Annotated in this window: 11 protein-coding genes and 5 tRNA genes; 2 read left to right on the forward strand and 14 right to left on the reverse strand. The window is 56.3% G+C overall.

The window, feature by feature from the left end; translation table 11 throughout:
• Positions 1–82 precede the first annotated feature (82 nt).
• The 14 genes from RY075_RS17815 to mltB all read right to left on the reverse strand — a co-directional run bounded on the left by RY075_RS17815 (position 83) and on the right by mltB (position 10,253).
• Positions 83–159, reverse strand: a tRNA-Arg gene (locus RY075_RS17815).
• Between the two features lie 29 nt (positions 160–188).
• Positions 189–265, reverse strand: a tRNA-Arg gene (locus tag RY075_RS17820).
• 29 nt (positions 266–294) lie between these two features.
• A tRNA-Arg gene (locus RY075_RS17825) sits at positions 295–371 on the reverse strand.
• Between the two features lie 64 nt (positions 372–435).
• A tRNA-Arg gene (locus RY075_RS17830) sits at positions 436–512 on the reverse strand.
• A gap of 4 nt (positions 513–516) precedes the next feature.
• Positions 517–609: transfer RNA gene (locus RY075_RS17835), tRNA-Ser, on the reverse strand.
• A 342-nt stretch (positions 610–951) separates the two neighbouring features.
• Positions 952–1,137: a carbon storage regulator CsrA gene (gene csrA, locus RY075_RS17840; protein WP_000906486.1), complete on the reverse strand. Its 186-nt coding sequence runs from the start codon at positions 1,135–1,137 to the stop codon at positions 952–954.
• A 241-nt stretch (positions 1,138–1,378) separates the two neighbouring features.
• Positions 1,379–4,006 carry an alanine--tRNA ligase gene (alaS, locus tag RY075_RS17845; RefSeq protein ID WP_022651724.1) on the reverse strand — a complete coding sequence of 876 codons (2,628 nt, stop codon included), beginning with the start codon at positions 4,004–4,006 and terminating at the stop codon, positions 1,379–1,381.
• A gap of 131 nt (positions 4,007–4,137) precedes the next feature.
• Entirely contained in the window at positions 4,138–4,638 is a 501-nt protein-coding gene (recX, locus tag RY075_RS17850; protein WP_017382782.1) for a recombination regulator RecX, read from the reverse strand.
• Positions 4,639–4,706: 68 nt separating this feature from the next.
• The gene (recA, locus tag RY075_RS17855; protein WP_015571667.1) at positions 4,707–5,765 is read right to left on the reverse strand and encodes a recombinase RecA; all 1,059 of its coding nucleotides are present in this window, start codon (positions 5,763–5,765) and stop codon (positions 4,707–4,709) included.
• An 89-nt stretch (positions 5,766–5,854) separates the two neighbouring features.
• The gene (gene pncC, locus RY075_RS17860) at positions 5,855–6,352 is read right to left on the reverse strand and encodes a nicotinamide-nucleotide amidase (protein ID WP_003862172.1); all 498 of its coding nucleotides are present in this window, start codon (positions 6,350–6,352) and stop codon (positions 5,855–5,857) included.
• 130 nt (positions 6,353–6,482) lie between these two features.
• The gene (locus tag RY075_RS17865) at positions 6,483–7,361 is read right to left on the reverse strand and encodes a metal ABC transporter substrate-binding protein (RefSeq protein ID WP_022649141.1); all 879 of its coding nucleotides are present in this window, start codon (positions 7,359–7,361) and stop codon (positions 6,483–6,485) included.
• Positions 7,362–7,375: 14 nt separating this feature from the next.
• The gene (locus RY075_RS17870; protein ID WP_338627875.1) at positions 7,376–8,236 is read right to left on the reverse strand and encodes a metal ABC transporter permease; all 861 of its coding nucleotides are present in this window, start codon (positions 8,234–8,236) and stop codon (positions 7,376–7,378) included.
• Complete coding sequence (locus tag RY075_RS17875) at positions 8,233–8,886, reverse strand: ATP-binding cassette domain-containing protein (protein ID WP_022651726.1); 654 nt, start codon at positions 8,884–8,886, stop codon at positions 8,233–8,235. The genes RY075_RS17870 and RY075_RS17875 overlap by 4 nt, the downstream gene beginning before the upstream one ends.
• A 266-nt stretch (positions 8,887–9,152) precedes the next feature.
• Complete coding sequence (gene mltB, locus RY075_RS17880) at positions 9,153–10,253, reverse strand: lytic murein transglycosylase B (RefSeq protein ID WP_057979986.1); 1,101 nt, start codon at positions 10,251–10,253, stop codon at positions 9,153–9,155.
• Positions 10,254–10,504: 251 nt separating this feature from the next.
• Between mltB and srlA the strand changes: the two genes are divergently transcribed.
• Both srlA and RY075_RS17890 read left to right on the forward strand, forming a co-directional pair.
• Positions 10,505–11,068: a PTS glucitol/sorbitol transporter subunit IIC gene (gene srlA, locus RY075_RS17885; protein ID WP_003862164.1), complete on the forward strand. Its 564-nt coding sequence runs from the start codon at positions 10,505–10,507 to the stop codon at positions 11,066–11,068.
• Positions 11,065–12,024, forward strand: a complete 960-nt coding sequence (locus RY075_RS17890) for a PTS glucitol/sorbitol transporter subunit IIB (protein ID WP_045331261.1) — start codon at positions 11,065–11,067, stop codon at positions 12,022–12,024. Before srlA ends, RY075_RS17890 begins: the two co-directional genes overlap by 4 nt.
• Positions 12,025–12,033 lie beyond the last annotated feature (9 nt).

A 12,033-nucleotide genomic window follows, 5' to 3' on the forward strand; every position in this document is an offset into this window, starting at 1 on the left:
AGGGGATTTTTGTCGCTGATTGCGAAGTGATAACAATGAGAGTGATTAAGAACTAAACATCGAAGGGGATCACAAGAAGAGATGGTGCATCCGGGAGGATTCGAACCTCCGACCGCTCGGTTCGTAGCCGAGTACTCTATCCAGCTGAGCTACGGATGCATCGGGGAAATGCTTTTAGAAACAGTAAATGGTGCATCCGGGAGGATTCGAACCTCCGACCGCTCGGTTCGTAGCCGAGTACTCTATCCAGCTGAGCTACGGATGCATCAGGGAACTGCTTTCAGAAATAGTAAATGGTGCATCCGGGAGGATTCGAACCTCCGACCGCTCGGTTCGTAGCCGAGTACTCTATCCAGCTGAGCTACGGATGCATCGGGATTTACTACTGTACTGCTCGATATTCATATCACTTCGAAAGCAATATGAAGTAATAGATGGTGCATCCGGGAGGATTCGAACCTCCGACCGCTCGGTTCGTAGCCGAGTACTCTATCCAGCTGAGCTACGGATGCAAAATGGCGGTGAGGCGGGGATTCGAACCCCGGATGCAGCTTTTGACCGCATACTCCCTTAGCAGGGGAGCGCCTTCAGCCTCTCGGCCACCTCACCACACAACGCCTCTTTCGAGTGCTTCGAGCAACTCGTTAAGAGCTTCTCGTCGCTGCGTGGCGCATATATTACTTTCTGGGACTTATAAGTCAAACAATTTTCCACATGCTTTTTTCGTTTGCACAATTCGCACGCAATTCGCATGTAAAAGCCGCAAAGAGAGTGTTTTATAAGCGGATTTTGCAGACATCTTCACAGAATTCTGTTGAGAGAAGCGCGTCATTTAGATGAGATAAGGTTATGAGAGTGGTCAAAAACGAAGCGTTTGAAATAGAACGGTAACTTTATGCAGGAAAAATAACAGGAGGGTTGCGTCTCGCCCGACAGCGAGACGCGACAATATCAGTAACTGGACTGCTGGGATTTTTCAGCCTGGATACGCTGGTAGATCTCTTCACGGTGGACAGATACTTCTTTAGGAGCGTTAACACCAATACGTACCTGGTTACCCTTTACCCCTAAAACTGTCACGGTGACCTCATCCCCAATCATGAGGGTCTCACCAACTCGACGAGTCAGAATCAGCATTCTTTGCTCCTTGAAAGATTAAAAGAGTCGGGTCTCTTGTATCCCGGCATTATCCATCATATAACGCCAAAAAGTAAGCGATGACAAACACGTAAAGTGTAAGCAGTCACGGCATCACATTCTGTTAAACGTAAGTTTAGCCGATATACACAAACTCAACCTGACTTTATCGTTATCGATAGCGCAGTGAGCAAGACGCCATAACGTTACCGCTATGGCGTCTGCTTGTGCTTTGTAGTTATTACAGTTTCGCGCTTACCCAGCTTTCAACGCTGGCTAATGCCGCGGGAAGTGCCGCCGCATCCGTACCACCGGCTTGCGCCATGTCCGGACGACCGCCACCTTTGCCACCCACCTGCTGGGCGACCATGCCAATCAGTTCCCCTGCTTTGACACGATCCGTCACATCCTTAGAGACGCCCGCAATCAGAGAAACCTTACCCTCTGCGACCGTTGCCAGCACGATAACCGTCGAACCAAGCTGGTTCTTCAGATCGTCGACCATGGTACGCAGCATCTTAGGCTCAACGCCCGCCAGATCGCTGACCAGCAGTTTGACGCCCTTAATGTCTACCGCTTTGCTGGAGAGGTTTGCGCTCTCCTGCGCCGCAGCCTGTTCTTTCAGCTGCTGGAGTTCTTTTTCCAGCTGACGGGTACGATCCAGCGCGACACGCACTTTTTCGCCCAGGTTCTGGCTATCGCCTTTCAGCAGCTGCGCGATCTCGTGTAGCTGGTCGCTCTGCGCATGCAGGCTGGCAATTGCGCCTTCCCCGGTCACCGCCTCAATACGACGCACGCCTGCCGCCGTCCCCGACTCGGAAACGATGCGGAACAAGCCGATGTCACCGGTGCGGGATGCGTGAGTACCGCCACACAGTTCGGTAGAGAAGTCGCCCATGCTCAGCACGCGAACGCGGTCGTCATATTTCTCGCCAAACAGCGCCATCGCACCTTTCTTCTTCGCTGCCTCGAGATCCATGATGTGGGTTTCGATTGGCAGGTTACGGCGGATCTGGGCATTCACCAGGTCTTCCACCGCACGAATTTCAGATGGCTTCATCGCTTCAAAATGTGAGAAGTCGAAACGCAGCACTTTGTCATTAACCAGAGAACCTTTCTGTGCAACGTGCGTACCCAGCACTTCGCGCAGGGCTGCGTGCATCAGGTGGGTTGCCGAGTGGTTCAGACGAATGCGCGCGCGGCGAGCTTCGTCAACGTTGGCCTGAACGCCCTCGCCCACTTTCAGAGAACCGGAAACCAGTTTGCCCTGGTGACCAATCGCCTGACCGTATTTCTGGGTATCGCTTACGCTGAAGCTGAAGCCATTGCCTTTCAGTTCGCCTTTATCGCCAACCTGACCGCCCGATTCCGCATAGAACGGCGTTTTATCCAGGATAACAACCGCGTCCTGACCCGCGCTAATGCTGTCTACGGCTTTACCGTCAACAAACAGCGCGGTTACGTTGCTGGTCAGGGCCAGCTCTTCGTAGCCTTTAAATTCAGACGCGCTATCAACGCGGATCATCGCGTTGTAGTCTGCGCCAAAACCGCTGGATTCACGCGCACGACGACGCTGCTCTTCCATTGCGGCTTCAAAGCCTGCTTCGTCAACTTTGATGTTGCGCTCGCGGCAAACGTCCGCCGTCAGGTCAACCGGGAAGCCGTAGGTGTCGTACAGGCGGAAAGCGGTTTCGCCATCCAGCGTGTCGCCCTTGAGTTTCGCCAGCTCGTCGTCCAGCAGCGCCAGACCGCGCTCCAGCGTACGGGCAAACTGCTCTTCTTCGGTTTTCAGAACCTGTTCAACCTGCGCCTGCTGGCGTTTCAGCTCGTCGCCGGCAGAGCCCATCACGCCAATCAGTGGCCCAACGAGTTTATAGAAGAAGGTGTCCTTCGCGCCCAGCATGTTGCCATGGCGGATCGCACGACGAATGATACGACGCAGCACATAGCCACGGTTTTCATTTGACGGGATAACGCCGTCAGCAATCAGGAACGCACAGGAACGAATATGGTCTGCGATAACGCGCAGTGATTTGTTGCTCAGATCGGTTGCGCCCGTTACCTCAGCAACGGCTTTGATCAGGGTGCTGAACAGGTCAATCTCATAGTTGGAGTTAACGTGTTGCAGAACGGCCGCGATACGCTCAAGGCCCATACCGGTATCTACGGACGGTTTTGGCAGCGGCTCCATGGTGCCGTCGGCCTGACGGTTGAACTGCATGAAGACGATGTTCCAGATCTCAATATAGCGATCGCCATCTTCTTCCGCGCTTCCCGGAGGGCCGCCCCAGATGTGGTCGCCATGATCGTAGAAGATCTCGGTGCACGGACCGCAAGGGCCGGTGTCGCCCATCTGCCAGAAGTTATCAGACGCGTAAGGCGCGCCTTTGTTGTCACCGATACGGATGATACGTTCGCGAGGGATACCCACTTCTTTTTCCCAGATGTCGAACGCTTCGTCATCGGTCTCATACACGGTCACCCACAGACGCTCTTTCGGCAGATTGAACCAGTTTTCACCGGTCAGCAGTTCCCACGCGTATTGAATAGCGTCGTGTTTGAAGTAGTCGCCGAAGCTGAAGTTACCCAGCATTTCGAAGAAGGTGTGGTGGCGCGCGGTGTAACCGACGTTTTCCAGATCGTTGTGTTTACCGCCCGCACGCACGCAACGCTGTGAGGTTGTGGCGCGGGAATAATTACGCTTGTCGAGACCAAGGAACACATCCTTGAACTGGTTCATCCCGGCGTTGGTAAACAGCAGAGTCGGGTCATTGTTCGGTACCAGGGAGCTGCTGGCAACAACCTGGTGTCCCTTACTATGGAAAAAATCGAGAAACGCCTGACGGATCTCAGCGGTGCTCTTGCTCATAATTATCCTGAAATCAAGCTAACGAAATGTCGCAGCAGATCTGTATCTGTAAACAGTTGGACGGACCAGCTACTGGAAAAAGTGGGAATAAGATAAGTTTTCTTTAGTGGGAAGTAAAATCCCGCATGCGTTCAATCGGTAAAATTACGCCAGATATCCTGAATATCTTCCATCAGGAAGCCGCGGTAGAGCAAAAAGCGCTGGATTTTAACTTTTTCTGAAAATTCACGCGGCAGCGGCTCACCGTACTTTCGTACCGCCTGCTCACGCGCCAGTTCGCACCAGTCAATTTCACTTTCGCGCATGGCTTTTTCAATCGATTCACGGGCAACGCCTTTCTGGTTCAGCTCCTGGCGGATACGCGCTGGCCCATAGCCTTTACGACCACGGCTGGCAAGAAAGCGAGCGGCAAAACGGCCGTCATCCAGATAGTGATGCTCGTAGCACCAGGCAACCACGCGGTCATAATCTTCCGCGGTGGCATCAATGTCTTCCGGACCGTTTTTGCTCATGACGGGCGCTGACAGTTTCCGCCGCAGCTCCTGTTCGCTATGGTCACGCACGGCAAGAATACGCACGGCCCGATCCAGCAAGCGTGAGTAGGCTGGTCGGCGTGATGTCGGTTCACTCATAAAAAACCTGTCGATTCAGAAATGCAAAAAGGGCCGCATCAGCAGCCCTTCATTTTTATCCGAGAGGATTAAAAGTCTTCGTTGGTTTCTTCAGCATCCGCGCCGTCGACCACGAAATCAGGTTTAGAGTCCTGGTTGTTCAGCAGGAGTTCACGCACCTTCTTCTCAATCTCTTTCGCCGCCGCCGGGTTCTCTTTCAGCCAGGAGATAGCATTCGCTTTACCCTGACCAATCTTGTCACCGTTGTAGCTGTACCATGCGCCCGCTTTTTCAATCAGCTTCTCTTTCACGCCCAGGTCAACCAGCTCGCCGAGGAAGTTGATACCTTCGCCGTAGAGGATCTGGAACTCAGCCTGTTTGAACGGTGCTGCGATTTTGTTCTTCACAACCTTCACGCGGGTTTCGCTACCGACTACGTTATCCCCCTCTTTCACCGCGCCGATACGGCGGATATCCAGACGGACAGAAGCGTAGAATTTCAGAGCGTTACCGCCGGTGGTAGTTTCCGGGTTACCGAACATTACACCAATTTTCATACGGATCTGGTTGATGAAGATCAACAGCGTATTGGACTGCTTCAGGTTACCCGCCAGCTTACGCATCGCCTGGCTCATCATACGTGCCGCGAGGCCCATGTGAGAGTCACCGATTTCACCTTCAATTTCCGCTTTTGGCGTCAGCGCCGCAACGGAGTCGACGATGATCACATCAACCGCACCTGAGCGCGCCAGCGCGTCACAAATTTCCAGTGCCTGCTCGCCGGTGTCCGGCTGGGAGCACAGCAGGTTGTCGATATCAACGCCCAGTTTACGGGCATAGACCGGGTCCAGCGCGTGCTCGGCATCGATAAACGCACAGGTTTTACCTTCGCGCTGTGCCGCCGCAACAACCTGCAACGTCAGGGTGGTTTTACCCGAGGATTCCGGACCGTAGATTTCTACGATACGGCCCATCGGCAAACCGCCAGCGCCCAGTGCGATATCAAGAGAAAGCGAACCAGTGGAGATAGTTTCCACATCCATGGAACGGTCTTCACCCAGGCGCATGATGGAGCCTTTACCGAATTGCTTTTCGATCTGGCCCAGTGCTGCCGCCAACGCTTTCTGTTTGTTTTCGTCGATAGCCATTATTACTCCTGTCATGCCGGGAGAAGCAACTGCGCTTCACCATGGACTTCTGTTCTGTTGAGGCAATTATACTGTATAGTCATACAGTATCAAGTGTTTTGTAGAAATTGTTGCCAGAGCGTTTTTAACGCGTATTCCGTTGCCTGACGACGCACGCTTTCGCGATCGCCGCTGAAGCATTCCCGGCGGGTGATCCCTTCACCTTTTGAGGTGGCAAAGCCAAACCAGACGGTGCCGACAGGCTTCACGTCGCTGCCGCCGTCCGGCCCCGCGATACCGCTGATGGAGATAGCGTAATCTGCGCGCGCCTCTTTCAGCGCGCCAATCGCCATCTCGATCACCACCGGTTCGCTGACCGCGCCATGCTGCTCAAGCGTAGCTTCACGCACGCCAATCATCTGCGCTTTAGCCTCGTTACTGTAGGTCACAAAGCCGCGTTCAAACCAGGCGGAACTGCCAGCAATATCGGTAATTGCTTTCGCCACCCAGCCGCCGGTGCAGGATTCTGCGGTCGTGAGAGTCGCGCCGCGCTGTTTCAGCGCCAGCCCCACCACTTCGCTTAGCTGCATCAATTCATGGTCAGTCATTCTCGCTCCAGGCCTTAGAAAAACATGCAGCACAAGATAGCACTTTCTCATCAAATATGGGGATGCGCGTCGGGTTTTACGAGGGGGCTTCAGAAAAAAGCCGATGCGGGCGCACCGGCCAGAGAGACGCTTATTTCATGCTGTTAGCGAGGGTGTCCACATTGTGGCGAAACGCCTTGACGTAGGTGTCCGCCACGCCGCCCTTCGCGGACAGCGCTTCCGGGTAAAGTTCACCGCCCGGCTGGGCGCCCGTGGCGGTCGCAATCTGCTTCACCAGACGCGGGTCAAGCTGGTTTTCCATGAACCAGGTTTTCACGCCGTCAGCTTTAATCTGGTTGATGATCTCCGCTACCTGCGCCGCGCTGGCTTCACTCTCAGACGACAGCCCCTGCGGCGCCATAAACGTCACGCCGTAGGCGCGGCTGAAATAGCCGAAGGCGTCGTGGCTGGTCAGCACTTTGCGCTTCGCCTGTGGGATGTCGCTGAAACGCTTTTTAGCCCAACCGTCCAGCTGAGAGAGCTGCGCAATATAGGGTTTACCGGTAGCTTCAAGCGCCGCCGTATCTTCAGGATCGGCCTTCACCAGCCCTGAGAGAATATTTTGCGCATACAGCGCGCCGTTCGCCGCGCTGTTCCACGCGTGCGGATCGGTCACGGTTTTACCGTCCTCTTCCAGCGTGTGCGTTTTCACGCCGTCCGAGGCAACCACCAGCTGGCCTTTGAATCCAGAAGCTTTTACCAGACGGTCGAGCCAACCCTCCAGCCCCAGCCCATTGACCACCACCACGTCAGCTTTACTCAGCGCCGCGCTGTCTTTGGGCGAGGGTTCGAAAGTATGGGGATCACCGTCCGGCCCCACCAGCGTCGTCACCTTCACACGATCGCCGCCAACCTGCTGCGTGATGTCTCCCAGGATGGAAAAGCTGGTCACCACATTAAGCGTTTTCGCCATTACGCCGTGCGTCATCATGCCGAGCGCGAGCGCCACGGCTAACCCTGTACGTTTCATCGTTTCCCCTTGCGTTAAAAAAGCGCCCGCAGGCTATCCGCCAGCCTGCTGCGCGTGCCAAATAAAACTGAAATAAAGAACAATGCGCTGGCGGTCAGCACAATGGAGGGCCCGGCGGGCAGACTCACTGCCCAGGAAAGACTTAAGCCCAGCCACGCGCAAAAAATACCGCTGATACCCGCCATCAAAAGTAACCCTGGCAGTGTGCGCACCCAGCAGCGTGCCGCCACGGCGGGTAACATCATCAGCCCGACGGCCATCAACGTGCCGAGTACCTGAAAACCGGCCACCAGGTTGAGCACCAGCAGCGCCAGAAACAGACCGTGTAACATCCCGGGCAGCCAGCGCGCGTTCACCTGCAACCACGCAGTATCGAACGCTTCACTGACCAGCCCACGATAAAAAATCGCCAGCGTGAGGAGCGTGAACATGCAGACCCCCGTCACGAACAGGGCTGACGCGCTATCCACGGCGAGAATGGAGCCAAACAGAAGATGAAGCAGATCGACATTTGAACCGCGCAGCGACACCAGCGTGACGCCCAGCGCCAGGGAACCCAGGTAAAACCCCGCGAAGCTGGCATCCTCTTTAAGAGGTGTACGGCGGCTGACCAGCCCGGCCACCAGCGCAACGGCGATACCGTCAATAAACCCGCCGACAGTCATTGCCAGCAGCGACATTCCGCTGAGCAGATAGCCCACCGCGACACCCGGCAAAATGGCGTGAGAAAGGGCGTCCCCCATCAGGCTCATCCGACGCAGCTGAAGGAATACACCCAGCGCAGTGGTGCTGACGGAGAGCGCCAGGCAAACCACCAGCGCGCGCCGCATAAAGCCGTACTCAATAAACGGCTGGAAGAAGAGATGCCAGATCATGCCACCCTCACCCGCTCGGTTTTCCAGTGCGGCGTATCAGCGTCCAGCCGCAACGTTTGTGGGAAGTGGCGCGAGACGCGTTCGCTGTCGTGCAGTACCGCCAGCAGGGTCTGCCCCTGCATATACATCTCCAGCATCAGATCCATCAGCACGTTGCAGGTCGCTTCATCGACGCCAGTGAAGGGTTCGTCCAGCATCACCAGCGGTGCCTGCTGCACTAAAACGCGGGCAAACAGCATGCGCTGGAATTGCCCGCCGGAAAGTTCATCAATAGTGGAGAACGCCATGGACTCCAGCCCCACGCGCTCCAGCGCGCCTGCAATGCGCATGCGGGCATCCCGACGAAAACCGGCAAACAGAGAGATTGCTGGCCAGCAGCCCATGCTCACCACGTCCTGCACGGTCAGAGGAAATTGCGCCTCCAGCGCGTGACGCTGCGCCAGCCAGCCCACCACCGGACGTCTCCCCTGCCAGCGAAACGTACCGCTGACGGGCGGAAGAAAGCCGGCGAGCGTTTTCAGCAGCGTGGATTTGCCGCAGCCGTTGGCCCCGACGATGGCGGTCATGCTCCCGCGTTCAATCACGCCGGACAGCGCGCGCGTAACGGGCTGGCGATCGTAACCCGCCACCAGGTCGTTCATCACGATCATGGCAACGCCACCGCCCAGCGCACGGCCAGGCCGAGAAACAGAATGAGCACCAGCGCCAGCAGCAGCCGAAGCGAGGATGAGAGAGAAAACAGGGACATGGATATCTCAATTCAATAATGTTATAACATAACAATAATGAAAGGCGATTGAGATGTAAACGGCGGGATTAAAATGGGAGTGTGGCGAAATGTTTCTGCGGGAAACAGGTGCGGGCGGGTGCCCTCACCCCAGCCCTCTCCCACAGGGAGAGGGAGGCATAAGGGGACTTACTGGCTAAACGGTGACGCTGCTGGCACACGCGCCTGAGACACCGCCAGCCCCAGCTGCCACACCGCCATCGCATAGTGCGTGCTGTGGTTGTAGCGGGTAATGGTGTAGAAGTTCGGCAGCCCGAACCAGTACTGATAACCGGTTCCGACATCCAGGCGCAGCAGGCTCACCTGGTCAACATTGCCCAGCGGCTGAGACGGCGTTAAGCCTGCCGCAGCCAGCTGCGCCACGCTGTATTTGGTTTTAAATCCGTTTTCCAGACCAAACGCTTCGCCGTTCGCCTGTACCGCCACCTGGCCGCCCGGCGTCCAGCCATGCGCTTTGAAGTAGTTGGCCACGCTGCCAATAGCGTCTTCGGGATCCCACAGGTTGATGTGACCATCCCCGTTAAAATCTACCGCGTACTGCTTATAGGAGGACGGCATAAACTGGCCGTAGCCCATCGCACCGGCGAACGACCCTTTCAGATCTAACGGATCGTCCTGTTCGTCTCGCGCCATCAGCAGGAAGGTTTCCAGCTCGGAAGAGAAATACTCCGCGCGACGCGGGTAGTTGAAGGAGAGCGTCGCCAGCGCATCGAGGATGCGGGTTTTACCCATAATGCGTCCCCAGCGGGTCTCAACCCCAATAATACCGACGATGATCTCCGGCGGCACGCCATAGACCTGCCACGCGCGGTTCAGGGCGTCTTCATACTGATTCCAGAACACCACGCCATTTTGCACGTTGTCCGGGGTAATAAACTGTTTGCGATAACGCAGCCACGCCCCGTTTGGCCCGGTCGGCACCTGGGCCGTCGGCGCCTGCCTGTCCATCAGGCGCAGCACGTAGTCCAGACGCTTCGCCTGAGACAAAATGGCATGAAGCTGCTGGCGATCAAAACCGTGCTTGCTCACCATTTTATCGATGAACTGTTCGGCCGCAGGGTTATTCGCGAAGTCGCCGCCCATCTGCATCATATTGTGCTGCGGCTCCAGCAGGAATCCTCCGGAAGGCGCGCCCGCCGTTGGCTGAACGGCTTCGGTCTTGGGTTTGCTACTACAGGCGGACAGGAGAATAAGCGCAGGCAACAGCGCTGCATAACGACGCTTGAACATGTGGCATCCATTTAACGAGTTCGGTAAGAACCCAGTATGGTAAAGCATCCCCAACTCCTCAAGGAAGCGGTACGCACCTCCCCAACGCAAATCCGTGCCTTTTTCCACCAAAAATTATTCACCTCACCAATAAACTTTCAAAATAATATATTTTTCTTTCATTGTGAGATCTAACTAACACTTTAAAACCTTTCAAAGTGATTATTATTAGCCGCAGATAGACAAAAACAAACGCCCTACAGGAGAGAAGAATGATAGAAACCATCACCCATGGCGCCGAGTGGTTCATCGGGCTGTTTCAGAAAGGCGGAGAAGTGTTCACTGGCATGGTGACCGGGATCCTGCCCCTGCTGATCAGCCTGCTGGTGATCATGAACGCGCTGATTAACTTTATCGGCCAGCAGCGCATTGAGCGCTTCGCCCAGCGCTGCGCCGGAAACCCGCTGTCCCGCTACCTGATACTGCCCTTCATCGGCACCTTTGTGTTCTGCAACCCGATGACCTTAAGCCTCGGCCGCTTTATGCCAGAGAAGTACAAGCCGAGCTATTACGCCGCCGCCTCCTACAGCTGCCACTCCATGAACGGCCTGTTCCCGCACATCAACCCCGGCGAACTGTTTGTCTATCTCGGGATCGCCAGCGGCCTTACCACGCTTGGCCTGCCGCTCGGCCCGCTGGCGGTGAGCTACCTGCTGGTCGGTCTGGTCACCAACTTCTTCCGCGGCTGGGTGACAGATCTCACCACCGCCATTTTTGAGAAAAAAATGGGCATCCAGCTTGAACAGAAAGTCCATCTTTCAGGAGCCACAGCATGAACCGGATCCGCATTGAGAAAGGCACGGGCGGCTGGGGCGGCCCGCTGGAGTTCGACGCCACCGAAGGCAAAAAGATTGTGTACATCACCGCGGGCACGCGCCCGGCGATCGTCGACAAGTTGCGCGATCTGACCGGCTGGGAAGCGGTCGACGGCTTCAAGGAAGGCGAACCGCCGGAAGCGGAAATCGGCGTGGCGGTGATCGACTGCGGCGGCACGCTGCGCTGCGGCATCTATCCGAAGCGCCGCATTCCGACGGTAAATATTCACTCCACCGGGAAATCCGGCCCGCTGGCGCAGTACATCGTTGAAGATATTTATGTGTCAGGCGTGAAGGAAGACAACATCACGCTGGTGAATGGCACATCTGCGCCGCAAAAAGCGGCCCCGCGCGAGTACGACACCAGCAAAAAAATCACCGAGCAGAGCGATGGCCTGCTGGCGAAGGTCGGGATGGGGATGGGGTCCGCCGTGGCGGTGCTGTTCCAGTCGGGGCGCGACACCATCGACACGGTGCTGAAGACCATTCTGCCGTTTATGGCATTCGTCTCGGCGCTGATCGGCATCATCATGGCCTCAGGCCTGGGCGACTGGATTGCCCACGGCCTCGCCCCGCTTGCCAGCCACCCGCTCGGCCTGGTGACGCTGGCGCTGATCTGCTCCTTCCCGCTGCTGTCGCCGTTCCTCGGCCCGGGCGCGGTGATTGCTCAGGTTATCGGCGTGCTGATTGGCGTGCAGATTGGTCTGGGGAATATTCCTCCGCACCTCGCCCTGCCCGCCCTGTTTGCCATTAACGCCCAGGCAGCGTGCGACTTTATCCCCGTGGGGCTGTCGCTGGCGGAAGCACGCCAGGAGACCGTGCGCGTGGGCGTGCCGTCCGTGCTGGTCAGCCGCTTCCTGACGGGCGCGCCGACGGTGCTGATTGCCTGGTTTGTTTCCGGCTTTATTTATCAATAAGAGGTGCCT

Source organism: Enterobacter sp. JJBC (assembly GCF_036936505.1).
In the GTDB taxonomy this organism is placed as follows: domain Bacteria; phylum Pseudomonadota; class Gammaproteobacteria; order Enterobacterales; family Enterobacteriaceae; genus Enterobacter; species Enterobacter hormaechei_C.

Excerpts from the sequence above, each read along its gene's own strand:
- csrA (WP_000906486.1), bottom strand. The coding sequence starts at position 1,137 with ATGCTGATTCTGACTCGTCGAGTTGGTGAGACCCTCATGATTGGGGAT.
- alaS (WP_022651724.1), bottom strand. The coding sequence starts at position 4,006 with ATGAGCAAGAGCACCGCTGAGATCCGTCAGGCGTTTCTCGATTTTTTC.
- recX (WP_017382782.1), bottom strand. The coding sequence starts at position 4,638 with ATGAGTGAACCGACATCACGCCGACCAGCCTACTCACGCTTGCTGGAT.
- recA (WP_015571667.1), bottom strand. The coding sequence starts at position 5,765 with ATGGCTATCGACGAAAACAAACAGAAAGCGTTGGCGGCAGCACTGGGC.
- pncC (WP_003862172.1), bottom strand. The coding sequence starts at position 6,352 with ATGACTGACCATGAATTGATGCAGCTAAGCGAAGTGGTGGGGCTGGCG.
- RY075_RS17865 (WP_022649141.1), bottom strand. The coding sequence starts at position 7,361 with ATGAAACGTACAGGGTTAGCCGTGGCGCTCGCGCTCGGCATGATGACG.
- RY075_RS17870 (WP_338627875.1), bottom strand. The coding sequence starts at position 8,236 with ATGATCTGGCATCTCTTCTTCCAGCCGTTTATTGAGTACGGCTTTATG.
- RY075_RS17875 (WP_022651726.1), bottom strand. The coding sequence starts at position 8,886 with ATGATCGTGATGAACGACCTGGTGGCGGGTTACGATCGCCAGCCCGTT.
- mltB (WP_057979986.1), bottom strand. The coding sequence starts at position 10,253 with ATGTTCAAGCGTCGTTATGCAGCGCTGTTGCCTGCGCTTATTCTCCTG.
- srlA (WP_003862164.1), top strand. The coding sequence starts at position 10,505 with ATGATAGAAACCATCACCCATGGCGCCGAGTGGTTCATCGGGCTGTTT.
- RY075_RS17890 (WP_045331261.1), top strand. The coding sequence starts at position 11,065 with ATGAACCGGATCCGCATTGAGAAAGGCACGGGCGGCTGGGGCGGCCCG.